The sequence below is a fragment of the Pseudomonadota bacterium genome (genome assembly GCA_018823285.1).
Taxonomy (GTDB): Bacteria; Desulfobacterota; Desulfobulbia; order Desulfobulbales; family JAGXFP01; genus JAHJIQ01.
The window spans coordinates 1-24,500 of sequence record JAHJIQ010000038.1 but is presented as its reverse complement, the minus strand read 5'-3'; the positions used below and the strand labels follow the sequence as shown (position 1 = coordinate 24,500).

At 52.9% G+C, this 24,500-nt stretch carries 23 protein-coding genes; 13 read left to right on the top strand and 10 right to left on the bottom strand.

Translation table 11 applies throughout. From position 1 onward, the window contains the following. Positions 1-360: 360 nt before the first annotated feature. Together KKG35_09525 and KKG35_09520 are read right to left on the bottom strand one after the other, a co-directional pair. Positions 361-1,560 (bottom strand): DegT/DnrJ/EryC1/StrS family aminotransferase, encoded by a 1,200-nt coding sequence (locus KKG35_09525; protein ID MBU1738366.1) that lies wholly within the window; start codon positions 1,558-1,560, stop codon positions 361-363. Beyond that, positions 1,557-2,630 carry a radical SAM protein gene (locus tag KKG35_09520; GenBank protein MBU1738365.1) on the bottom strand — a complete coding sequence of 358 codons (1,074 nt, stop codon included), beginning with the start codon at positions 2,628-2,630 and terminating at the stop codon, positions 1,557-1,559. The genes KKG35_09525 and KKG35_09520 overlap by 4 nt, the downstream gene beginning before the upstream one ends. 217 nt (positions 2,631-2,847) lie before the next feature. Between KKG35_09520 and KKG35_09515 the strand changes: the two genes are divergently transcribed. The 11 genes from KKG35_09515 (at position 2,848) to KKG35_09465 (ending at position 13,324) form a co-directional block, all read left to right on the top strand. Next, a complete protein-coding gene (locus tag KKG35_09515; protein MBU1738364.1) occupies positions 2,848-3,570 on the top strand; it encodes a glycosyltransferase in 723 nt (240 codons plus the stop codon). Then, positions 3,563-4,603, top strand: a complete 1,041-nt coding sequence (locus tag KKG35_09510; protein ID MBU1738363.1) for an inosamine-phosphate amidinotransferase 1 — start codon at positions 3,563-3,565, stop codon at positions 4,601-4,603. Before KKG35_09515 ends, KKG35_09510 begins: the two co-directional genes overlap by 8 nt. Further along, a complete protein-coding gene (locus tag KKG35_09505) occupies positions 4,600-5,661 on the top strand; it encodes a DegT/DnrJ/EryC1/StrS family aminotransferase (protein ID MBU1738362.1) in 1,062 nt (353 codons plus the stop codon). The genes KKG35_09510 and KKG35_09505 overlap by 4 nt, the downstream gene beginning before the upstream one ends. Continuing rightward, the gene (locus KKG35_09500) at positions 5,661-6,224 is read left to right on the top strand and encodes a WbuC family cupin fold metalloprotein (GenBank protein ID MBU1738361.1); all 564 of its coding nucleotides are present in this window, start codon (positions 5,661-5,663) and stop codon (positions 6,222-6,224) included. Before KKG35_09505 ends, KKG35_09500 begins: the two co-directional genes overlap by 1 nt. Then, on the top strand, positions 6,224-7,150 hold the full coding sequence (locus KKG35_09495) for a radical SAM protein (protein MBU1738360.1): 927 nt from the start codon (positions 6,224-6,226) through the stop codon (positions 7,148-7,150). The genes KKG35_09500 and KKG35_09495 overlap by 1 nt, the downstream gene beginning before the upstream one ends. Further along, positions 7,143-8,201, top strand: a complete 1,059-nt coding sequence (locus KKG35_09490) for a radical SAM protein (GenBank protein ID MBU1738359.1) — start codon at positions 7,143-7,145, stop codon at positions 8,199-8,201. The genes KKG35_09495 and KKG35_09490 overlap by 8 nt, the downstream gene beginning before the upstream one ends. Before the next feature lie 23 nt (positions 8,202-8,224). Next, entirely contained in the window at positions 8,225-9,166 is a 942-nt protein-coding gene (locus tag KKG35_09485; protein ID MBU1738358.1) for a glycosyltransferase family 9 protein, read from the top strand. Beyond that, complete coding sequence (locus tag KKG35_09480) at positions 9,159-10,226, top strand: flippase-like domain-containing protein (protein ID MBU1738357.1); 1,068 nt, start codon at positions 9,159-9,161, stop codon at positions 10,224-10,226. Before KKG35_09485 ends, KKG35_09480 begins: the two co-directional genes overlap by 8 nt. 128 nt (positions 10,227-10,354) lie before the next feature. Next, a complete protein-coding gene (locus KKG35_09475; protein ID MBU1738356.1) occupies positions 10,355-11,542 on the top strand; it encodes a nucleotide sugar dehydrogenase in 1,188 nt (395 codons plus the stop codon). Then, positions 11,543-12,562, top strand: coding sequence for an NAD(P)-dependent oxidoreductase (locus KKG35_09470; GenBank protein MBU1738355.1), 1,020 nt, complete (start codon positions 11,543-11,545; stop codon positions 12,560-12,562). A gap of 24 nt (positions 12,563-12,586) precedes the next feature. Beyond that, positions 12,587-13,324, top strand: a complete 738-nt coding sequence (locus KKG35_09465; GenBank protein ID MBU1738354.1) for a glycosyltransferase — start codon at positions 12,587-12,589, stop codon at positions 13,322-13,324. 31 nt (positions 13,325-13,355) lie between these two features. Here the strand turns inward: KKG35_09465 and KKG35_09460 are convergent, their stop codons facing one another. From KKG35_09460 to KKG35_09440, 5 genes are all read right to left on the bottom strand, one after another. Beyond that, complete coding sequence (locus KKG35_09460) at positions 13,356-14,570, bottom strand: glycosyltransferase family 9 protein (GenBank protein ID MBU1738353.1); 1,215 nt, start codon at positions 14,568-14,570, stop codon at positions 13,356-13,358. A 39-nt stretch (positions 14,571-14,609) separates the two neighbouring features. After that, entirely contained in the window at positions 14,610-15,308 is a 699-nt protein-coding gene (locus tag KKG35_09455; protein MBU1738352.1) for a glycosyltransferase family 2 protein, read from the bottom strand. Between the two features lie 43 nt (positions 15,309-15,351). Continuing rightward, complete coding sequence (locus KKG35_09450; GenBank protein ID MBU1738351.1) at positions 15,352-16,941, bottom strand: sulfatase-like hydrolase/transferase; 1,590 nt, start codon at positions 16,939-16,941, stop codon at positions 15,352-15,354. A 127-nt stretch (positions 16,942-17,068) separates the two neighbouring features. Continuing rightward, a complete protein-coding gene (locus KKG35_09445) occupies positions 17,069-18,052 on the bottom strand; it encodes an MBL fold metallo-hydrolase (GenBank protein ID MBU1738350.1) in 984 nt (327 codons plus the stop codon). Between the two features lie 73 nt (positions 18,053-18,125). Then, positions 18,126-20,207, bottom strand: coding sequence for an alkaline phosphatase family protein (locus KKG35_09440; protein MBU1738349.1), 2,082 nt, complete (start codon positions 20,205-20,207; stop codon positions 18,126-18,128). 134 nt (positions 20,208-20,341) lie between these two features. Between KKG35_09440 and KKG35_09435 the strand changes: the two genes are divergently transcribed. Further along, the gene (locus tag KKG35_09435; protein MBU1738348.1) at positions 20,342-21,262 is read left to right on the top strand and encodes a hypothetical protein; all 921 of its coding nucleotides are present in this window, start codon (positions 20,342-20,344) and stop codon (positions 21,260-21,262) included. A gap of 5 nt (positions 21,263-21,267) precedes the next feature. Here KKG35_09435 and KKG35_09430 read toward each other — a convergent pair whose 3' ends face one another. The 3 genes from KKG35_09430 to KKG35_09420 all read right to left on the bottom strand — a co-directional run bounded on the left by KKG35_09430 (position 21,268) and on the right by KKG35_09420 (position 23,661). Beyond that, positions 21,268-21,918, bottom strand: coding sequence for an ABC transporter ATP-binding protein (locus tag KKG35_09430; GenBank protein MBU1738347.1), 651 nt, complete (start codon positions 21,916-21,918; stop codon positions 21,268-21,270). Between the two features lie 17 nt (positions 21,919-21,935). Continuing rightward, complete coding sequence (locus KKG35_09425) at positions 21,936-22,577, bottom strand: ABC transporter permease (GenBank protein MBU1738346.1); 642 nt, start codon at positions 22,575-22,577, stop codon at positions 21,936-21,938. 94 nt (positions 22,578-22,671) lie between these two features. Next, a complete protein-coding gene (locus KKG35_09420; GenBank protein MBU1738345.1) occupies positions 22,672-23,661 on the bottom strand; it encodes an ABC transporter substrate-binding protein in 990 nt (329 codons plus the stop codon). A gap of 224 nt (positions 23,662-23,885) precedes the next feature. On the opposite strand from KKG35_09420, the gene KKG35_09415 reads away from it, so the two are divergent. Next, the coding region (locus KKG35_09415; GenBank protein MBU1738344.1) for a PAS domain-containing protein at positions 23,886-24,500 on the top strand (615 nt) is incomplete at its 3' end.

Here is a 24,500-nt window from a genome sequence, read left to right as displayed (position 1 = left end):
TCGGATGTGAACCCTTTTCCCCAGGTGAACTCGCCATAGATTTCAAAGACTAAATCATCCGGGAAAATCAGGAACAACTGGCGCGGCGGATTTTTCGTTTCCCGATCTCTTACCACCACCCCTTTGATCGTCTTGCCGACACGAAGCCTCACGTAATCGTTCATTCTCATTTCCAATCTCCTTTTTCATTTTTTGTCATTACACTTCTTCTCATCTGTCTTCCTCCATTTCTCATTTATTTTTCATTTATATCCGGCAGTAAAAAACACTTCGGCTTTTATCCCAGTAAAGAACCAGGGGGAGGACATCCGGCGGCCCAGGTGCAAACTTTATTTTAAAAACACTCATGAAAGATGCGGGTTAGACACAAATTCTGTTCAGTAAATCTGCCATGGCGGTGAGTTGGTGGTCGGTAAGCCGTTCGTGCAGCGGCAGATGAAGCGCCCGGTCGAAGAGGGTTGCCGCCTCGGGGCAATCGGTGTCGCCGGTGAATGCGGCGCAGTCATCGGCGATCTCGGCCCCGATCCCGGCATCGTAGCCGTTTTGCAAGAGGATTTTCCTGATTTTGTTTACATCTCCTCTGACCTTGACCACAAAAAAATAGTAATTGGCCTTGCCCCCCGGAATTTCACCCTGGGGGTGGCAGGAGTCTGGAAGATGCGCCTTGAGCAGCGCTGCCTGCCTCCGCCTTTTTTCAACCCGGGCCGGGAGTGACTTCAAGCGCATCAGACCCAGGTCTGCCTGGACGGGACCATATCCTTTCGGTTTTGCCGGTGGCGGCTGGATGAGCCGGTAGAGACGGGTTATCAGCTGTTGGCCGTTCTTGGTGGCCAGGATGGTCAGGGGGATTCGGGCCAGGCCGGTGCTAAACATGAAACGTTCGAACAGGGCCGCCCTGACCTTGGCGGTTATCGGGGCGGCTGGCTCCACGTCCGCGGCTGCCTGTCGGATCACGGTCTCCAGGTCCGGGTCGTCGGTCACCACCATGCCGCCCCCATAGGTATTGATGGGCTTGATCGATTCGAAACTGAAGAAGGCGGCGTCACCCAGCAAACCCGTGGGGCGGTCGTCAAGAAAACTGCCGGCGGCATGGGCGCAGTCTTCAATGACTTTGAGTCCTTTTGCTCGGGCCAGCTCCATGATCTGGCCCATCGGGGCCGGATTGCCGAAGAGATGCAGGACCAGAATGGCCGAAGTCCCGGCAGTGATCCGGCGGTTGATCGATTCAGCGGTGACATTCCAATGATCAGGATCGATATCTGCGGTGACCGGAATCAGACCGAGATCGGTGATCAGCGGCACCAGGTCTTTCAGGGTATAAGCGGGGATGATCACTTCGCTGCCCCGGGGCAGTTTTAGTCCGGCGAGAATCAGTTTCATGGCGAAACGGCCGGAGCCGGTGACGATTCCGGCGCGGCGGCCAATGGCAGCGGCGAATCGGGATTCCCATTCTTTGACCGGATCAGGGCAATCCGGATCTGAAAATTTCGACCCGGAAGCGAGGAGTAACCGGCGAAGTTCACCCGGTTCGGTATCAATATATCGCCTGGGAATCGTCATTTGTAACCGGAATAGGTTTTCAGATCATGCAGGATCGTCCACAGCTCGCCCAAAAGTCCCGCAGTTGTAAAGCGGATGGCGATCTCGGCATTGGTGGTATCCCAGCATCTGCCGGCACAGGAATCGACTTTATTGCGCAGCTGCTGGAACTCGGCGGAGCGCCAGATGGTGTCGAGCGATTTCTCATGCAGATCAAGAGTACTCGGCAGATCAACACAGGGGGACACTTCGCCCCATGGTGAAACGGCGCAGGATGCATAGCCCGCATAGCAGTCATGCCAGCGCAACGGTTCATGATAGAAGTCGGTAATGGAGCCGAGAAAGATATCCGACGATGTCCGGATGCCTTTTTCCGCCGCCAGTTTCTTGCTTCCGGCAATTTCACCCTTGAGCTCTTTCAGGTCCTCTTCGGAGAAAATGAGGTCATCAAACTGTTCTTCCGGCCGGTGTTGATGCTGGAGGTTGGTGTGGATGGGGGCAAAGCTGATTTTGTTGCAGCCGAGGTCAGCGGCCAGCAGGACCATTTCCGGCATCTCGCGGAAATTCTTCCTGGAGATGGTGCAGTTGATATTGATCGACAGTTCGGGCAACGCTTTTCTGAGTAATTTGATCCCTGCAACCGTGGAGTGAAAGGCCCCGGTTTTGCCGCGCAGGGTATCGTGAATGAGCGCATCACCGGAGTCCAGTGACACCGAAATGGATTTCAGGGATGTGGCGGTCAGCTTCCGGACGCATTCCTCGTTGAGCAGGGTGCCGTTGGTGCAGATATTGGCGGCAATGCCCGCCTCCTTGATGAGTTTGAGAATCCGGAAAATATCAGGGCGGAGCAGGGGTTCTCCGCCGGTGATGGAAATAACCAGCGTGTGCAGACGTTTTGCCGCGGCAACAAGGTTTTCAAGATCTTCAAAAGACAAAAGCTGCCGGTCGGCGTTCTGCTCGGCGCGCCACTGATCTCCGCACATGGCGCAACGGAGATTGCAGCGGTCCGTTATCCAGAGAAGCAGGATGGGGAGTGATTTCGGAGGCCTGCGAAGCGAGCGGCTGAGTCGGATGTCAACATATCGAGCCAAGGAAGTGAGAGGGTTCATTCTGACAGGCACTCAGGTAATCTCATGGTTTTGATTGGAAATATTTTTCCGATCACAGGCTATGGTAGAAATTATTAGTATATTAGGGTAGATAAAGAGCCTTTACAAGTGATTAATAACGGTCTGGCCGCGTGGTTTTTTCTGCCACCTTGCCCCTTTCTGGTTTGTGGGAACTATCCTGTTGGATGAGAACGGAAAAATGATACCCCTCAGGCAGGGTTTGACGGTAGTGATGCCGGCCCGGGACGAAGAGGTGCACCTGCGTGATGCGGCCGGGGTGGTGCTTGATGTAGTGCCGCGCTATTTTGCGGATTTTGAACTGATTATTGTCAATGATGGGAGTACTGACCGGACCGGGGAAATCGCCGAAGAGCTGGCCGCCTCCCATCCACGGGTTATGGTCGTCCATAACCTTCCGGCCCGAGGCCTTGGCGGGGTTGTGCGGCAGGGGATTGAGAAAGCCCGGATGGGATTATTCATGTATGTTGACAGCAAGGGGGCCACTCCGGAGGCGGCTCTGGATAAGATTCTCGGCTGTCACGGCCATGCCGATCTGATCATTCCCTATCCGACCAACACCAGGGAAAGAAATAAAATCCGCAACCTGATCTCCTGGGCGTACAAACAGCTCCTGAACCTGCTTTTTGGACTTCGACTCCGGTACTATAATCACCTTGTACTATATCGGACGAGCCAGGTCCGCGGGATTAAAGCCGGAACAGATTCTTATGCCTTTCAGGCGGTGTACATCATCAAGCTCTTAAAGGGTGGCGCGAGTTTCATGGAAGTCGGGGTAGAGGATTGTTTTAATCTTGAAGGGCGGAAGAGCAAGGCCTTTTCCATCAGCAATATGATCGGTATAAGCCTCGCCCTGCTGAGACTTTTCCGTCAGATACACTCAAGGAATGAACAGGATGGGTGAAAAACTCAAGGTCCATACCCACAACGAATGGGATCCCATCCGTGAGATCGTGGTTGGGACCATTGATAATGCGCAGATGCCTTCCGTGAAGGATGAATCTCTCCACAGTGTCAATTACGGAAACCTGAGTGAGGATCATTTTCGTAAGACGCGGACCGGGCCTTATCCGGATCGGGTCATTGACGAGACCCGTGAGGATCTGTCTCTGTTTGTCGAGGCTTTGGAACAACAGGGGGTTCGTGTGCATCGCTCGCGGGCCGATGACTTCAGCCGGCACTACACCACTGCTGACTGGTCGGCCGATGGCTATTATGCCTACTGTCCACGGGATTCGATCTTTACGGTGGGTGAACAGGCCATTGAAACGCCGATGGTCCTGCGTCATCGAGTTGATGAGGCCGAACGTACCCTGCGCCATCTTTTTGCGCATACGGTGAGGGCGCCGCGCCCCCGGCTGCTTGATTCGATGTATGACCGCAGTGTGCTCGGTCGTTTTACGCTCTGCAATGAAGAACCGGCCTTTGATGCCGCCAACCTGCTTAAATGCGGGCGGGATATAATATTTCAGATTTCGAATACCGGGAATTACCGCGGCGCTGCCTGGCTGCAGGAGCACCTGGGGGCGGATTATCGGGTGCATCCGGTGGACAATGTCTATGCCTATATCCATATCGATTCCACCATTATTCCGCTGCGTCCCGGTCTTGTGCTGCTCTGTCCGGACCGGGTCAAGCCCGATAACGTGCCGCCTTTCTTCAAGAACTGGGATAAAATCTGGGCGCCTGAACCGGATCCCATGGACTTTGATCCGGTCCTTGATCCTTCTTCAAAGTGGATTGCCATGAATATCGTAAGTCTGTCCCCGGAGCTTGTGATGGTCGAAAAGAATCAGACCAATCTCATGCGTGCCCTGGAAAAACACGGGATTAACAGTATGCCTGTGCAACTCAGGCATATGAGATCACTGGGGGGAGGGCCCCATTGCATCACCCTTGATGTCAGGCGTGAAGGCACGCTGGAGGACTATGCATGAGCGAGCACCTGATTCCCTGGTGGCGCATCGATCTGGGAGATTCTGAAGCAGAGAGTGTCCGACAGGCAATCAATGCCCGATGTATTAACCAGGGCAAGCTGTGTCGAGAATTTGAAGAGCGGGTTGAGGCGAGATTAAACGTCGGGCATGCTGTAACCTGTGCAAACGGCAGTGCTGCGCTGTTTCTGGCTCTTCTTTCCTGTGGTGTAGAACCCGGAGATGAAGTTATTGTCCCGGCGGTTACCTATATTGCTACAGCCCATGCTGTGAAACTGGCCGGAGCGAGGGTTCGGCTGGTGGATGTTCAGGAAGATCGGCCTTTGCTGGACCCCGTGGCGGTGGGCAGAGCCATTACACCCCTTACCAGAGCAATCATTGCTGTCCATCTGAATGGTTGTGCCTGCGATATCAACGGTTTGCGTCGTTATGGCCTGCCGGTGATCGAAGATGCTGCCCAGGCTTTTTGTTCGCGCGGGCCTGATGGCTGGTTGGGAACTCTTGGTGATGCCGGTGCTTATTCAATGTCGATTGCCAAGATCATGACGACCGGCGAGGGCGGTTTCATGGTATCAAATAACAGGAATACTGCAGGCGCTGCCCGGTGTCTGAGAAATCAGGGGGTTGAAGTCATCGCAGACAATGTCTTTGACCGATTCGGTTTTAATTTTCGGTTGACCGACATACAGGCAGCAATAGGTCTGGCTCAGTTTGCACAGTTACCTCGAAAGATTGAAGCAGTTCGTAATGTGTACAGGTTTTATCGGGAAGCTGTTCCTGGCTTACATATACTGCCGGTGGATTTGGACGGTGGCGAGTTACCGTTATGGACCCAGGGGGTAAGCAGCAACCGGGATTTTTTGATTTCCCGATTGGGCGAACAGGGAATACAGGTCCGCCCTTTTAATCCTTGTCTTGCCGATAGTCCCCAGCTTGAAGCGACTGGTGATTTTCCTAATGCACGGAGATTTGCCGAGCAAGTTTTTACCCTGCCATCGGGACCGGACCAGTCAGGAGAAGATCTGGAAAAAGTCGCCCGTGCCCTGCGTGAGGTGGTGTGATGAGGGAGGCGCCGGGAGCTCTATTCAATGACCAGTCCTGTCTGGTTGTCGATCAGACAATGGTTGAAGAAATAAAGCAGCGAGCCTTATCCGACCCCAGGGGCCGTTTTCGACTCTGTCTGCACCACAGACCATCGGATGGTGTGCAGCAGATGATTATTGCCTGCACTCCCCGCAGTTACTCGGCGCCGCATCGTCACCCCGGGCGCGTTCTTTCCTACCAGATGATCGAAGGGCGGCTGTCCGTGGTGCTCTTCGACGACAACGGCAGGGTGGAACAGGTCTTTCGCCTCGGCGGAGATGGGCCTTTCTGCCTGTGGCTGGGGGCGTCGCAGTGGTACATGCCGCTGGCCGAGACGGAGACGGCGGTTTTCTGCGAGGTACTGCAGGGGCCGAATGCGGACGATCAGGCGGTAGAGTGGGCCCCCTGGGCGCCGGAGGAGGGAGGGCCCGAGGCAGCCGCTTATCTGCGGAAACTGGGTTGCGATGTTTTGGGAATTGGGGTTGAGTACGAAAAGCAGGGCCTGGATTGCCCGGATGTGACTGGAAAAGTGGTGGCATGATGTATAATTCTGATTCTGATTGTGAGGCTGGTGTCGATTCCCGGTCGCCGTTGATCATCCCCGAGACGTATAATTATGTAGGAGTGTTTTTAGCCTTGCACTGCAATCTTCGTTGCTCGTATTGCATCAATCGCTTTGGTGAACTTGACTGTTCCCGGCCGCTTCTTTCCGGGGAGGCATGGGTCGCCGGTCTCAACCGGATTGTCAGTCGCGGTGATCTGCCCATTACCCTGCAAGGTGGAGAGCCCAGCCTGCATCCCGATTTTTATGAGATTATCAATGGCATCCGGCCCGACCTGAACATTGATCTGCTGACCAATCTGCAGTTTGATGTTGATGAATTCATGGAACGGGTGACCCCTGCAAGAATCCGGCGGGAGGCGCCATATGCCTCAATCCGGGTTTCCTATCATCCGGAGAGCATGGACCTGGACAAGTTACTGTTCAAAGTTCTGAAAATGGTTGAAAGGGGCTATTCCATCGGGGTCTGGGCTGTGGCCCACCCTCAGGCCATGGTCGCTATTGCGGAAGCCGGAGAAAAATGTTCGACCCTGGGAATTGATTTCAGGACCAAGGAATTTCTCGGCGGTTATCAGGGGAAGATCTACGGGTCCTATAAGTTTGCCGGGGCGATCGGGGGGCGCACGGGCAGACGGGTTGAATGCCGGACCAGTGAACTTTTGCTCGGGCCTCACGGGGATCTGTACCGCTGTCACAGTGATCTCTATGGCGGGCGGCAGTCCTGTGGGCATCTGAATGCCCCGGACCTGCAGCTGAGCGAGTGTTTTCAGGAGTGTGATTATTTCGGTGACTGTAATCCCTGTGATGTTAAAATCAAGACCAATCGCTTTCAGGAATTTGGCCATACCTCGGTAGAGATCAGGTTTGCCGAGCAGACAGAGGCGGGAGGAGCGTCCGGTGTTTGATCCTGATTTTGACCGACAGAAACTGATGTTTCACCCGGCGCCGGTAGCACACTGGCTGGCGGCAGGAAAAACCGCCGGCCCCCTGTACACTGAACTGGAATTGAGTAACCGCTGCAATTGCCGCTGCCTGTTCTGCGGGGTGGACCATCAGGTAAACAAGACCGGAGCGATGATGCGCCTGCCGCTGGCGGAAAAGATTATCGGCGGCCTTGCGGAATGCGGCAATAAATCACTGATGCTTTGTGGGAATGGCGAGCCGCTTCTGAATCCGGATGTTCTGGAAATTGTCCGCTTTGCAGCCGGCCGGATGAGTGTTTCCATCACCACGAACGGCAGCCCTCTCAACGCGAGCAAGCTCCCGCTGATCGACAGCCTGGAGTGGATCAGGTTCTCGATTAACGGTTGTAATCCGAATAATTACGGTGAGATTCACGGCACAAATCCGGAGGTGTTCACCAGGGTGATCGAAAATCTGGTCGCCGCGGTTGAGCGCAAAAAAAGGATGAAACTTCCGGTCACCATCGGGACCCAACTGGTCCTGCTCCCTGAAAACGCCGCTCTGGTAAAAGATTTCGCCGAAAACCTCAAGGAGATCGGCGTTGATTATTTCAGTGTTAAGCCGTATTCTCAACATCCCTTGAGTGAAAATCGTCTGGCAATCGATTACCGCGACTATCTCGACCTGCGGGAAGAGGTGCTGTCCCTGGAGCGCGATTCCTTCAAGGTGATTTTCCGGACAGCATCCATGCTCAAGGCCGGAGGGGCCAAAACCTACGGGCAATGTTTCGGGACCCATTTTATTTCCTTTATCTCCGCCAATGGCGATGTCTGGGAGTGCAATGTCTTTGTCGGCGATCCGCGCTTTTTCATCGGCAACGGTGGGGATGAATCGATCAGGAGCATCTGGGAAGGGGAGCGGCGGCAAAAGGTGGTGGAGTTTGTTGAGAATGAACTCGATCTCGGGTTGTGCCGGGATTTATGCCGGATGGATGAATGCAACCGGTTTTTATGGCGTTTGAAAAATCCGCTTCCCCATGATAATTTCATATAACCCGATTGAGTCGGTGAACCGATATGACAAGAAAGAAACATAAAGTTTTGATCATCAAGCTGGGGTATTCGGAGACCCTGATTCCGGAAATCGGCAACAGTTGCAGTCTCGGTGATGTCATGCGTTCGACGGTGGTCCTGCACCTTTTCAAGGATGACCATGTTACCTGGTTGACCGACGCTGCCGCGGTGCCGCTTCTGGAGGGCAATTCCTATATCGACCGCATTCTGGTTTTCGATCTCCTGACCGTCCTGCAGCTCGAGGAGGAACGGTTCGACAAGGTCATTAACCTGGAGAAGGTCCCGGGCATCTGTGCCATGGTAAACCGGATCAGCGCCTGGAGTCATTCCGGTTTTCGTTTCGACCCGGAGACCGGCCGGGCCGAGGCCTATGAGATGGCCCACGAGGCACTGGCCGTGGCTACCCGGGAAGACTTTAAAAAGCTGAACGACAAGAATTGGGCGGAAGTGCTTTTTGACATGCTGGGCGCTACCTGGAATGGTGAGAGCTTCATCCTTGGCTATCAACCAAAAAGCACCCCGGTGTTTGATGTCGGCTTTAATACCAACGTTGGTCCCCTGTTGCCGGTCAAGGCCTGGCCGGAAGAATACTGGCATGAGCTTGAGATGAAATTGACCGGGGATTTTTCTGTCAGTTATCAGCAGCATCTCAACAACCTTATCGGGTATATCGAATGGATAAACTCCTGTAAAATGCTGGTTACAAGCGATTCCCTGGGCCTTTATCTGGGGATTGCCCTCGGGAAAAAGGTCCTCGCCCTGTTTGGTCCCACCTCGGAAATCGATCAGTCCCCTCATCCCAACCTCAGATTTGTCAAGCCCGAATTGGCTCGGGATTGCATCCCTTGTCTGAAGAAACATTGCGATTATGACGACCCCTGCATGCGCTATATCTCCACGGACCAGGTTCTGGCGGTTATTCATGAGTGGCTGCCGGGTGAATGATTCCGTCCTGAAATATCTGCTGCTTTGCGTCAAGCTTGTGATCATGTTGTTGCTGGTGGGTTGGGTTGTCAAGCAGGTCCATTGGCAGGATTATCAATTTGTGGATCAGGAAGGAATCGTCTCGCTCCGTCCGGGTCTGATCTCCTGTCTGAGCGGATTCCAGCTGCTGCCCTTTCTGGCGGCACTGGGATTACAGTTCCTGACTGTGTATCTGACTGCCTGGCGCTGGCGACTGCTGATGTTTGTGCAGGGGATTGTTCTTGACGCCCGGAGCGTGGTCAGGCTTTCATTTCTGGGAGAGTTTTTTAATAATTTTCTCCCGGGCGCGATGGGCGGGGATGTGGTCAAGGCCTACTATGTCATGCAGCACAGCGGCAGGAAAGGGGCTGCTCTGGTCAGCATTTTTGCCAACCGTTTTGCCGGATTGCTTGCAATGGTCATTCTCTCCCTTCTCGTGCTGGCTGTGTGCCTGTTCCGGGATCAGGCCGAAGTGACAGCTCTGAGGCAACCGGCATTTTCGATTGTTTTCATCAGTGTTGCAATTGGCGCCGTGATGTTTGTCGCATTGAATGAACGGTTCAATAACTCCGCGATGCTGCGATGGTTGATCACCAGATTGCCCTTTTCTCGGCAACTGGAAGTTCTGCGCGCGGCAATGCACCTTCATCGGAAAATGGATGGTCTGCTGGCCCCGGTGGTCATTTATTCGCTGCTCATTGTTCTCGCCTTTGTCCTTTCCGTTATGTTTATCGGCCTGAGTCTTGGTATCAATCTGCATTGGTACCAGTATTTTCTCTATATGCCTCTGATCATGATGATCACGGCGGTGCCGATTACCCCGGGCGGGGTGGGGGTGATGGAGGAACTCTTCCTTTATTTTTTCAGCTCCGCCGGTGACCCGCAAAAGATCCTGGCCATGGCTCTGCTCTACAGGCTGACCCTGATTGTCACTGGGCTGCCGGGGGGAGTCGTTTTTCTTCGCTCCGAAAAAATATCCCGACAGGATCTGCAGGAGGGACTTGATAAGATGGAAAACGATCTGGCTTCTACTGGTTCTTGATACTTGAGAAGGCCGTGAAGTCTGGGGTTTTCGGGCTCGCGGCGGGCGCTTGCAAAAGATTGATATTGACGGAAGGGTGATTTTTTAACAGCCACTTCAAAGGCGTATTGGATATGGGTAGAGGTGAAATGGAATTTGATGTTTGTGTCATTGGCGGTTGCGGTCACGTCGGATTACCGTTGGGGATCTGTCTGGCCGGTGAAGGGAGATCGGTCGCAGCCCTCGATATAGATTCCGCTCTCATCGCCATGGTGAACAGCGGGACGATGCCCTTCAAGGAAGAAGGCGCGACTGAACTGCTTCAACGGGTGATTTCCGCTGGTAAATTCCGCGCAACCGGCGATCCGGCGCTTGTCTCGCGCAGTGAAGTCGTGATCTTTGTCATCGGCACCCCGGTCACCAGCCATCTGTATCCTGACTATTCTGATTTTTTTAATTCCATTCAGCGCTATCTGCCCCACTTTCGCGACGGACAGCTCATTATCCTGCGCAGCACGGTGTATCCGGGGGTGAGCGAGAAGGTCGTCCGGTTGATTGAGGAACACGGCTTGAAACTGGATGTTGCCTTCTGCCCGGAGCGGATCTCCCAGGGCGATGCGGTAAAGGAACTGTACGAACTGCCGCAGATCATTTCAGGGTTCTCTCCCGGCGCTGTGGCCCGGGCCCGGGAATTTTTTTCGGTATTGTCAGATGACATTGTTGAGTTGTCGCCGCTGGAGGCGGAGTTCGCCAAGCTCTTCACCAATACCTGGCGCTATATCCGCTTTGCGGTGGCCAACCAGTTCTATATGATTGCCAACAGCGCCGAACTGGATTTTTACAAAATCTATGATGCAATCACCCACAACTATCCGCGGGTCAAGGATATGCCCAAGGCCGGTTTTGCCGCCGGTCCCTGCCTGTACAAGGATACCCTGCAGTTGGCGGCCATGACCGGCAACACTTTTTTTCTGGGCCATTCGGCGATGCTGGTGAATGAGGGAATGCCGGATTATATTGTGTCCCGTCTTAAGCAGCGCTTCGCCCTGCCTGAAATGCGGGTCGGCATCCTGGGGATGGCCTTCAAGAAGGATTCCGATGATTCCCGGGAGTCTCTGGCCTGCAAACTGCGGAATATTCTGGTGAAGGACTGTCGTCAGGTGCTGGCTACTGATCCTTTTGTCAAGGAGGAGGGGCTCCTGCCGCTGGAAGAGGTGATCGAGCAAAGCGACATCCTGATTATCGGCGCCCCGCACTCCCGTTATGCGGAACTGGATTTTGCCGGGAAGGAAGTGATCGATATCTGGGATTTATACGGGAGGGGAGGGGTTATCTGAATGAAAATTCTGGTTACCGGTGCAGCCGGTTTCGTGGCAGGGTACCTGATCGATGAACTGTTACGCCATGGACACGAGATCGTCGGCATTGACAACTTTCAGAAGTACGGGCGGGTGGAAAAAAGTTACGCGGATCACCCCGCCTATCGTTTTGTCGAGGGTGATGTCAAGGATATCGACCTGCTGAAGGAGCTCCTTGCCGATTGTGACCAACTGGTCGCCGGGGCGGCAATCATTGGCGGTATTTCCCTTTTTCATGCCTATGCCTACGATCTGCTGGCCGAAAACGAAAGGATCATGGCCTCCACCTTTGACGCCGCTCTCTGGGCTGCCCGCGAGCGAAGGCTCAGGAAGATCAACGTCATCTCCTCGTCGATGGTCTATGAAAACACCTCAACCTATCCGACCACCGAAGGCGAACAGTTGCGTTGTCCGGCACCGTCATCCACCTATGGCTTTCAGAAGCTGGCCTGTGAATATTATGCCAAGGGGGCCTGGGAACAGTATCGGCTGCCCTATACGATCATCCGGCCTTTCAACTGCGTCGGTACGGGGGAAAAAAGAGCGCTCTGCGACAGCGAGATCCTGTCCGGCAATATCCGGCTGGCCATGAGCCATGTGGTTCCGGACCTGGTGCAGAAGATCCTCAAGGGCCAGGATCCTGTGCACCTGCTGGGCGACGGCAGCCAGGTCCGCCATTTCACCTATGCCGGCGACCTGGCCGAAGGAATCCGCCTCTGCATCGAAAAAGAGGAAGCACTCAACGAGGACTTTAACATCTCCATCGGCGTCTCGACCCGGATCGTTGATCTGGCGGCGTTGATCTGGCGGAAAATCAATGGTGACAAGCCTTTCCGGTGGGTGTCCGACGAGCCATTTCAATACGATGTCGCCAAGCGGGTGCCGAGTGTCGAAAAGGCGAGGAACCTTCTTGGTTTTGCGGCAACGACCTCCCTTGAAGAGTCCCTGGACGAGGTGATTCCCTGGGTCGCCGAGCAGATCCGGCTGGGAACGATCTGACCCCTTGCTTTTTTCTCTTGAGGAATTTCCCTTTTGAAATACGAGTCCCTTGACATCATTATTCCCGTTTATAACGAAGCGACAACCATTGCGGCTACCCTGGATGAGATTGGCGAGAAGCTCCATATTCCCTATCGTATTCATGTCATTTATGACCGTGAAGACGATACAACTCTGCCGGTTGTAAAGGAGTGTCGGCGGGAGAATGCAAATATCCGGCTGGTCAGGAATTGTCACGGGAAAGGGGCGCTTAACGCCATCAAGACCGGCCTGGAGTGCGTGAGCGGGGGGGTGGGATTGGTAATGATGGCCGATCTTGCCGATGACCCGGTTGCCGTGGACGGGATGTTCGCTAAAATCAACGAGGGGTATGATATTGTCTGCGGTTCACGCTATATGAAAGGCGGCAGGCAGATCGGCGGCCCCCTGCTCAAGAAAACCCTTTCCCGCCTGGCCGGAGTCTCCCTGCACTATTTGACCGGTCTGCCGACCCGTGATGCGACCAACAGTTTTAAAATGTATACCTCAAAGGTTCTTGCCGGCTTGACCATTGAAAGTCGGGGCGGTTTTGAGCTGGGGATCGAGCTTGTCGTCAAGGCGTATGCAGCCGGCTATGCCATTGCCGAGGTGCCATCGGTCTGGCGCGATCGCCTGGCCGGCGAGTCCCGCTTCCGTCTCTGGCGCTGGCTGCCAGGCTACCTGCGCTGGTACTGGTATGGAATACGTGCGACTATTGCGGGCCGTGGTCGGGTCGGGAACTGATGGGCCGGCGTCTTCCCGCGGTGAAAACGTTTCAGTTGTTTAAGAATGGTTTCACTTTGTCGAACACCATATCCGGGCTGATAACCTGCAGGCAGACATTGTCTGAACAGGATGTTTTACGATGGTTCAAGGCGCTGACGCATGGAGAACAGGCCAGCCCGGCGTAAATTGGAATGATCTTTCCGAGTGATCCGTAAAGCGCCGGTGTTTCCGGTCCATAAATTACGATTGCCGTCATGGTGGTGATGGATGCGAAATGGACCGGGCCGGAGTCATTGCTAATCATAAGGGTGGCGATGGAATAGAGTACGGGAAGGTCTTCAAGCTGAAATTGGCCGGTCAGGTTAAGACAGCGTTTATTGTTTATCCGGTTCATTATCCAGTCGGATCCGGGTTCCTCTCCTGGAGCTCCGGTCAGCACAATGATGCTCCGGGGATCCGCATCAAGGATTTTCCTGGTCAGTTCAACAAAATTTTCCGGCATCCAGCGCCGCTGGGGAAGCAGAGCACTGGAATTCGGGTTCACAATGATCAGCCTGTGGCAAGCCGGATCAAAATCCGGAAAACGTTCAATGATCCTCTGGACCATGGCGAGCTTGTCCTTTTCCGGGCATTGAAAAGGAGGAATCTTGATCTCTGAATCCGCAATAGAGGTTTTGGAATAGGGCCGTTCCGGTTTCGTGCTTATCAGGGCATTGACCAGGGCGATGAAATTTTTTGAAATATGGAGATACGGGTTGTAGGACACCTTTCGGTTATAGAAATCTCCCCGGTACAGACCTTCACTGTAATAGGCGAAAAAACCCACCTTTTCCGACGCACCTGAAAAGAGGGAGAGCAGGGCTGAAAATCTGGAAAAAAGTTCCAGGTCAATAACGGTATCAATTCTGTTGTGACGGCACCAGAAAATGAATTTTATAACGTCAAAAGCAAGAGATACCAGGTTGGATTCACGCAGGGTAAAGATGTTTTTTTCAGACACGGTGTTGAGGAGCTTCAGGCTTGGTCGATTTCTCTGAAAGATCACAAAATAGAGTTCGGCGGTAAAATGATTTTTTGCTTTGCGCATGGCTGGATCGGCGAGAATGGTCGAGCCCATTTCCGATAGCTCCAGAAACAGAATTTTTGAGGGCTTGACTGTGCGAATTGGCTTAAAAAACCTGAGGATGCTGAAGAGGACAGAGCAGGCAAAGGTGAGTGGCACTCCCACATAGAAATCGATTCTGCGCATGGTATCTGGTTTCATAATCTCTTCTGCCTGTTGCTTTGAAGCAGCGGGTGTAAATTATCCGAAAAGGTTGTATCGCACAATGCACCAGATGGCTCTGAATCCATCTCGCCAGCCGATCTTTTTCCCTTCTTCATAGGTGCGGCCATAATATGAAACCGGGACTTCATAAATACGGATTCCTCTGATCTTGGCGATCTTGGCGGTGATTTCGGGCTCGATCCCGAAACGTTTTTCGTGAATGGTGAAATTCTCCAGGACCTCGCGGCGAAAGACCTTGTAGCAGGTCTCCATATCGGTGAGATTCAGGTTGGTGAACAGGTTGGAAAGCAGGGTCAGAAAACGGTTGCCCACATAATGCCAGAAGTAGATGACCCGGTGGGCGCCGTGTCCGGCGAACCGGGAGCCGTAAACGACATCGGCCTTGCCGTCCAGAATGGGTTGGAGAAGTGTGGCGTATTCTTTGGGATCATACTCCAGGTCTGCATCCTGAATGATGATTATGTCTCCGGTGACTGCGCCAAATCCGGTTTTCAGAGCCGCTCCCTTTCCCTGGTTGTTTTCATGACGCAGGATTTTCAAATCGGGAGAGTGCAGTTTTTCCAGCACGTCCCCGGTCCCGTCGTCGGAACCGTCGTCTACCAGGATTAATTCCTTGTTGTAAGGGGTTTTCCGCACCGCATCAATCATCTGCAGAACAGTCGCTTTTTCATTAAAAACCGGAATGACTATGCTTAACGTAAACTTGTCGGTCATGATTTTCCCGTTAGTTTTTTACTGAGATTGTGATGAGTCAAACTTATTGGGGGTAGGGGATAATCAGTCGGTCATCCCCCATCCTGTAGATTGCCTTATGTTTCTCTACTGAATGATCCCATTGGAAGAGTTTATCTTTGAGCATTTTTACGGTTTCAGGGTTTTTATCCGCAACATTGGTTGTTTCCAGCGGGTCATTCTTCAGGTCGTAGAGCACCAGTTCGGCCAGATCATGCTTCCGGGCGGTGATAAAGCTCCACCATGAAAGTTTATTGAGCAGGGTGATGTTTTTCCTGAAGATCATCTTCCAGTCATTGGTTCTGATGGCAATGTCGCCTGGAGGGTAGCCCAGCTCGGCAAAGCTATCTTTAAGGGTTGAGCGATACCGGTCAATTTCAGCAAGTTCTTTCGTTGAAAACTGGGCTTTCCGGTCATTTTTCTGGAACTCCAGATACCATTTACTCAGGGTGTATTCCCACCAGGGCAGCCGGTCGATATAGGCGTATTCGCTGGGGGACCGGCCTTCCCCTTTGACAAGCGGCATCAGGCTGCCGCCTTGTGCCTCGTGGGGCGCCGGGATGTCGAGGTAGTCCAGGATGGTGGGCATGATATCGATCCCCTGGACCTGGGGGGTGATTTTTCCGCCGCTGAATTCATTGCCGGGGAACCTGATGATCAGGGCATTTTTGACCACGGTATCGGTCACATCATAATGGAAAAATCTGCCCCCTTCGCCAAGGTCTTCGCCATGGATGGAATGGAGAACAACCAGGGTGTTTTGACTGAGTTTGAGTGAATCGAGGAGCTTGAACAACTGGCCGATGAACAGATCGGTGTAGTAAACTCCCGCATCATAGCGGCCGTTGACGTAGTCGACATCGGCGGCGGTAAGCTGGTGGGCTGCGGAGAAATCCCAGAAGAATTCATTGTTGTAGACCCGGGAAAAGATGTCATAGGAGGGGCTGCCTTTGGCCCGGCCATTCTTTTCTTTGAGCGGAAATTGTTCCCAGAACGGTTTGTACCCGGGAGGATCATATCTGGTCTGCATCGCTTTCGGCACGGTCGCCCCGTAGGGCATATGGATGGCGCCGCTGCCGATCCACAGGAAAAACTTTGTATCCTTGTTGGCGCTGAGCCAGCTGAAGGCGTCGGTCGGGACTTTCCGGATGCTGCCTCCACCGGGCCCCCTCTTGGTTCTGCCGAAATGATCAAAGTCTCTGGAGAAAACGTCTCCGGGGTTGACCATGGTTTTTTCTTCGGTGTCATAGCGCATGAAAAACTCGGGTGAACTGAGGGTGGCAGCGGTGGTGTAACCGTATTTTTTAAGAATTGCCGGCAGGGTCATGGCGGTGACCATCTCCTTGCCGACCTCGAAGGAGATCATGCCGTTTACCCTTGGGTATTGCGAAGTGAGCACACTCATCTGGGCGACCGGGGTGAGATTGGCCTGGGAGATGGCATTTTCGAAGAGCACGGATTGCCTGGCAAAATGGTCTATGTTGGGGCTGGTATCTCTTTGGTAGCCGTAGACCCCGAGATGGTCCGGTCTCAGGCATTGGAGAGAGATCATGATCACGTTGGTTTTTTCGTGCCCGGGCACAGCGGCGAAGGATTGTGAGCAGCTCAAGATCATGCAGAACAAGGTGGGTGACAAAATCGAAAATAAGCGGATTGCGAAGTGAGCGGATGTTGAGCGCATGAAGATCTGTTGTCCTGTTAAATTATTTCTGAGGATCTTGAATTGAGATCCTTTCCCGTCTTTAGTAAACGTCGAGATCTCTTCCGACAACAACCTCTCCTTTATAGCCGGCACCTTTTATCTCGCGCAGGAGGTCATCAGGGGTTGAGGCCATGGGCCTTTTTGCGGGTTGTAAGGTTATCGGGTTGTGATGGAGAATCAGCAATCCCGGTTTTGCCTTACCGGCAAGTTCGGCAAGCTGGGCCGTGGTCGTATGGTATTTAGCCGCATAGCTCTTGAGGTCAAATCCTTGCGGGTTCGGGCGGCGGGAGTTGTTGACGAACTTCATGGTCAGGGCTTCGTGGATCAGAATATCGCAGCCGTTGCAGGCATCGATCACCGCCTGGGAAGGGGAGGTGTCGCCGGGGATGACGACACTCCGGTCGGCGGTATCAAAGCGGTAGCCGAAGGATTGTTCCCAGTCTCCGTGCGAGGTTGCAAAGGCTGTGACCGTAACATTGTCATCCTTATAAATCTGCCCGGCCTCGATCTCGTGGGTATTTACCTTCAGGGTTTCCCTGGGAATGGCCTCAAGGCCCTCGGTGCGGATCCGGATATCCTCCCCGTAGGCTGCAAGGAGATGGTCGGTCATGTTCTTGATCCCCTTGGGGCCGTATACTTCAAGGGGTACCCGGCGGCCCATGGTCCAGGGGGTAAGAATCAGGTCGGCGTACCCCGCGGTATGGTCTGAGTGCAGGTGAGTATTGAAGACAACTCTTATTTTGGGCGGGTTGAGTTCCCTGATTCCTTTATCCCTGAGGGCAGCGGCAGCGCGTCTCACCACCCCGGGGCCGAAATCGACCAGATAGGCGGTATTGTTCACGATGATCGCGGTCGCTGAACCGGCACGATCCGGGTCGGGCTGCGGGTTGCCGGTGCCGAGCAGCACCACCCGGGTTCCGGTTGCGGCCTCTTTTTCGGCACCGGAAGACTCCCGGGGGGAAACCGACACGATCAGCAGTAATAGTAAGACCGGAACAATTATTCCCGCGGATGACTTTCTCATGAGGTATCCTCTAGCGTTGTGATTTATGCAAAATTTTCATTCTCCATTCCCCAGCCGAGTGCATCTCACCGTCTTAATCGTTCATGATCCCGTTGATGCTTTTTCCTTCAACAAAATCAGGCACCGGCTGGTTCAACAGTCTCATGATGGTAGGATACTGGTCTATATGATGGATAGTTTCGGAAAGCTGATAATTCTTTTTTATCCCGGGTCCCATGATCACGAAAGGGGTCAGCATGGCTGAAGTCTGTTCGGGGATGATCGCCTGTTTGTAGCCGGCCTTCAGGGAGTTCCTGAAGATTGCCTTGTCGGAAGTCACCTCTTCAACCCAACCGAAACCGGGACGGTTGGCGATCACCAGGTCGCCGGTGCGGTCGGCTGGAAGGCCAAGTTCATCACCGGCGTTTTCCCATTTCACCACTTTGGCAATGGGGGTGTCGCCGTTTTCATCAGCGAGTTCATTATTGAGCATGTCGATGACTTGTGCCCGTAATTGTTCGTATCCCGGACCGGAGGTGCGATGATAGTTGCCGGCCAGACCATCGGGGTTGATATAGATATTGTCCATCTTCAGGTAGATGGCACGAGTGTTCCGCCAGTCGATGGCATATTCTCCGGTGGCGGGATCGATAGTATAATTCAGGAGTCCTTTTTCGGCGAAAAAATTGTTCAGCAGGACTTCCCGGTTCAAGGGCGCGATCCCGTGATCGGAGCTGAAAACCACATACGTTTCTTCATCCGCTCCCGCCAGGATTTCACCCAGAATATCATCAATGCCTTTGTATGCTTCCATGACTTCGTTCCATAAAACAGACCGTTCATGGTCTGGAGTGTCTTTGTAATGTCGGCTGGCAGGGTCGAGGCCTCCCAGCCACCAGCGACTGGTCAGCATCTGGTTCGGGGTATAGATATCATGGATGATCAGGTCGCTGTTGCTTTCCCTTATCAGATATGCAGCGGCTTTCCGGTGCCAGGCCAGAGAACGGCGGCTCTCTTCGAGAAAGGTCGCTTTGTCCTCTGGGAAATAAATGAGCTGCGGCGGATAGTTGTCCGGGAAATCAACCATTGGCCCGAGTTCCTTATTCATGTCTTCAGCCAGATAAGAGGGCTTCACCAGGTACTGGTTCAGGGTATCGTAAAGGAAGCGGACCCGGAAATTTTCAGGATCACTCTTGATCAGGTTGATGGCAAAGGAGGTGTTGACCTGAATGGCGGACAGGGAGCGTTCCCAGGCCATGCGTTTTGGAGTATTGATGTTGTAGTCATTCTGGATCTGCCAACTTAAGTTCACCGGCAGCCAGTTGCTCCATCCGCCGGTAGAGATCTCGGCCAGCAGGTTTTTTTTGTCGATTGAAAACAGGGCGTGGTCATAATTTACCAGGTTGTCGTTGGTGGTATCGTAGAACAGGGTATACACCGTTGTCCCCCAGTTGGTAAAAGCGGCTTCCCGGATCGGACTGAAACTTGGGGGAAGTTGCAATTGCCAACTCGATGGTTCGGTCGCTTCACTGAATCTGGTTAGGTCCGATCCAAAGCTGAAAACCCTGGTGTCCATTCCCTGCTGTTTGCGAAGGCCCTGGTCACCCCCGCTCTGGAAGATGATCGAGGGAAAATCGATCCCCCAGCCTCCCCATCGCCCTCTGATGGTGATCCCGCTGTCAAGTTCCGGCGGGGTGGAACCTGGCACGGAAAGAAGCGTTGCCGTCATCCCTCTTTTTTCAAGGGTGTACCAGATCGGCGGGACTTTTTTGGCTATTGAACTGAACCCCCCTTTGGAAACCATTTTCAGGGGGTATCCCTCAATATGCATCGGGCCGTCGGCGATCCCATGGATTTTAGGGGAGGAGCCGGTGAGGAGAGTTGCAAAATTGGTGGGGGTGTGTCCGGGAAAGACCGGTTGAGAGTATCCCCAGGTTCCTGACTCCATCATTTTCCGTAAATGTGGGAGTTTGCCCTCTTTCGCCCAGTTGAAAATGGTAAAAATATCAGGGTCAGCCCGGAGGCCGTCAGGGATGAACCAATACAGCTTCAGGGTTTTCTTTTCCCCTCCGGTCTGAACGGAGCTCCGGGGCGTGAGCAGCAGGAATGCGGCAAGTGCTGCGGTAACAGCGATCATCCCGGCCAGGAGATGTGTTCTGGTAATTTGAATATTCAAGTTCTCTTCGGCCCCCGACGCCTTTTCTATTGCGTTCCCATGATAAATGTCTTCAGCTTGTAAAGCCAGACTATTTTGACTAAGTTCATCTTCGAAAATTGTTGTGAAATTAAAGGGCCATTATTTCAATAAAGATGATTAATTATTTCGGCATCCCAATACTCCTGGCGGTAATAGCGGGGATCTTTTTTCCTTACACGGCGCTGGCCATGATGCCTTATGCGGTGGTTTTTCTGTTTGTGCTGATGCTGCTTTCCGGATTCACCGTTGATTGGGACAGGGTGCCGGCTGCTCTCGGCAGGTTTCAGGAGCTTTTGCTCGGGCTTTTTCTGCTCTTTCTGTTCTTTCCTCTCCTGCAGTTGCTGCTGGCCAGGCTGCTCATTTCCGATGTCCAGATCATCGAGGGTGTCGTTTTCGGATCCCTGATGCCGCTGGCCCTGGTCGCCCCATTTTTCAGCCGTCAGCTGGGCGGGGATGAGGAACTTGCTTTTCTGCTCATGGTTCTCTCCACCCTTCTGGCGCCGCTTCTTTCGCCGTTGCTTTTAACTGTGCTGGTCTCTTCTGTCCTTCCCGTCAGGGTGGTTCCTTTCATGAAGAACATGCTGCTGCTGGTGACAGTGCCTTTGCTGACGAGCTTCCTGCTGGTCAGGGTTTTCCCGAAAATACGTGCGCTGCTGGCGCCAGCACTGCCCCTTGCCAACATGGGCGCCTTGAGTGTCTTGATCTTCATCCTTTTCGGAAGTGCGGCGGGAAGGTTGAGCCTCGGGTATGAATCGGGGTGGCTGCCGGTTAAATTATTATTGCTCGCATTTTTTCAGGATTTCGGGGTTTTGTTTTTGACCAGGGTGCTGGCCGGAAAGCTTTTCAGCGAGAAAGTGGCTGTGACCATGATGGTTGCCCTATCCATGAAAAATGTAGCCATAGCCGCTTCAATTCTTCTTTTTTACGATCCCCGCGCAGCAATTGCACCGGCAATGGTTTTTATTGCCCATGCCTGTCTGTTCAGTTTTATCCCCGGTTTCAGGAAAGTGCTCGCGTTCAGAGAAGAACAATGAGGTGATCAGTCGTAATAATTGACTATCTGATGAATGGAAGTAGGCTTTTCCGAGGTTAATCTGATTTCCCGGTGGGCCAGATTTTCCAGATCTGAGGAATCATGAGTGATGAGAAGAATGGTGGTACCGGTCTTTTTCCAGACCAGTTTCAGGTCGTTATAGAGCTCTTTCTTCAGGGTTGAATCCAGTGAAGAGAATGATTCATCAAGGATCAACAGACTCGGATTGATCGCCAGGGCTCTGGCCAGGGCCAGCCGCTTTTTCATCCCTCCGGAAAGCTGGTTCGGGAAAAGGTTTGCACATCCTTCCAGTTTAACCAGCGACAGGAGTTCAGCAGCTTTATCCTGATTTTTTTTCTCCATCGCAAAAAGGACCTGCTTTATTACCCGTTGCCAGGGGAAGAGATCGGGTTCTTGATGGATCATGAAAACTTTTCGCCCGGGAAGAAAAGTCCGGTCCTCGCCATCAACAAATATTTTGCCGGAAACCGGTTTGATGTGTCCGGCGATGATCTGGGCAAGGGTGCTTTTTCCGCAGCCCGACGGACCGGTTAGCCCCACACATTCACCGGGAGTTATCTCGAAGGAAATATCCGCAATGACCGGCGCGTTATCAACGGCGCCATAATTATGGTTTATGTGATCAAGTTTGATCATTCCCGCTCATTTCATCATCAGTTCAATCTGGATTCATGCCAGGGAAGCAGCTTTTTCTGGAGGACAACGGTTATTTCATAGAGAAGAAATCCGATGATCCCGATGCAGACCATGTCGATGGTCATCAGGTCGTACTGCATGTTCAGGCGGTTGAGCTGGATAGAATAGCCAAGACCTGACTGGCCGCTGATCATTTCAGCGGCAATGACCGACATCCACCCCATGCTGACGCCCACCCTGATGCCGGTTAAAATCTGGGGCAGGGCGGAGGGAAAAATGATTTTGGCGAGAAAGCGAAATCCGGTGATCTCCATGGAGCGGGCACAGTTACGGATGGCCGAAGGGACAGATTCAGCCCCCTCGAAGGTGCTGGTGAAAATGGGCGAGAAAGCACCGATAAAAACGATGGTGTAGGCGGAGATCTCACCGATACCGAAAAAAAGGATCACAAAAGGGATCCAGGCGATGGGTGGTGGAAATTTCGGGGCCTCGCAGAGAAATTTGATCATTCTGCTGCGTTTCAGCAGATTCGGCAATGCACTGCGAAACAGCCCTGAAGCGATTCCGAGAATGATGGCCAGAAATGTCCCGGCCAGGACCCTGGTTACACTGTAGAGGCTGTTGGCGAGCAGGGCGCCTATTTCAATGTTGTCAAGCATCAGACCTGAAGGGGTGAAGGTGGGTTGCCCGGCCGTTTGGTAAAGGGCCGGGCAACTTCTGCTTTATGGAAATTGTGGGCGGAGTATAGCCGGATCAGTGTGCCTTGGCAGCGTATTTATTGCTCACGTACTGACGCATGTCCACATTTTTCTTGATTTTTGGTGCCATGAATTCAGCTGCCTGGTGCATGATCTCAAAATCTTCGTCAATCAAGGTCACCCTGATATCTTTTCTGGCCGGGACGCTCACGTTGGGCTCGATGGAGGCGGCAACATTACAGGCTTTCTGGCTGGAATCTTTCAATCCGGCTTCATCCATGAACCAGGTGTTTGCCTGCTCGATGTTCTGTCGATAGTAGTCGTAAGCGTCAAACAGGGCCTGCATCATTTTTTCGGCAACCCCGCTGTTTCTGGTGATGAAATTCTCGTTCATCAGAACCAGAGAGCAGACCTTGCCGATATCAAGGACCTTGATCAATCCCCTGGCCTCAAAGATTGCCGGGGTCGGATCGAAACCACTCAGGGCATCAATATTGCCCCAGGTTTTGGCCTCTTCTCCCCCCAGGACCAGAGGGCCCTGCTCACGGATCCCGAGATTGATAATCTTGACATCTTTGTTTGGCTCAAGTCCTGCTTTTTTCAGTGCAGCGATGGTGACTCTTTCCGCCGCGGCCCCGATCGGAATGCCGATGGTTTTTTCGCGCAGATCTTCAAGGCTGTTGACCGCAGATTTCGGCGGGACATAGGTCAGGGTGCGATTGTACATCAGGCGACCGACACCGATCCAGCCCTGGTCTTTGGAAAAGAGCGCCGCAGCAGGCTGATCGGCAGTGAGAACCACATCGATCTCATCGGCCAGGGCGAGTTCATTTAATACCGGCCCGTAGGTCCGGCCGATAAACTCCGCTTCCAGGCCATTTTTCTTGAGGATGTCGGTATGTTTTAAAATCTGAACCAGCTGTCCCTGGGTGGCCCAGGGTATCTGCCAGCCGATTCTTATTTTAGTAAGTTCTTCGGCAGCTCCCTGCCCGGTTGAAAAGACTGTGGCCAGAATCATTAATATGAGAATTGTTGCTCGCTTCATGGGTTCCCCTTTTGATGTGTGATATTGGTTGTTCATTGTGCAGTGGAAACAATCTATTATGACAAAATGACTGAAAAGGCAATCTGAAGTTGTACAAATGGCCATTATGTGTTTAGCAATATGTTTAACAAGTCGGTTTTCGTCTGGTGTGAAAGGTTTTGTGGTGATTGTAAAGTTTATCCATAAGTTGTACAAATCCGAACTGAAAGGGACGTGTGAAGGTCATGGATTATGAGAATTTCTACGACTCCTTGAAATACCATCTGCAGCAGAAGGGGCATGGCGGCCAGGCCCTGGTCTGCAGGCAGGCAAAAATCCCCCGTTCATATCTCTCCAGAATCATGAACCGAGGGAGAAGGGCCGGGAAAAAAACCCAGATGAAGATCGCCAGGTTTTTTGGTTTCGGTCTGGAGGAGTTTGTCGAGATCGGCAGAAGGATAACCTTGGGTGAGAATCCGGATGCATCCGTGGATCTTCTGCTGAATATGAGTGAGGAACATCTCCTGCAGCGTTTGACCGCTGCGGTGAGAAAGGAGGTGGTGACAGCAAGAAAGCTCGATAGGTCAACCCTTCTCTACGAGAGTATTGTTGAGAATTCCAGGCAGATAATTGTCAGATTTGATGAGCGGATGGCTATCAGTTTCGTCAATCGGAGCACTGAAATATTGACTGGTCATGAGCGAGTTGTGCTGATCGGTAAGGATTGCAGCGTTCTGGTGGCGAAAGCCCATCGTCAGGAGCTGCTCATGAGAATCGGAGAGCTCAAAAATAGCGGCGGATCTTTTTCCATGGAAGTGCCGGGTCATTACAATAATAAATGGTTGTATATCACGGTGACG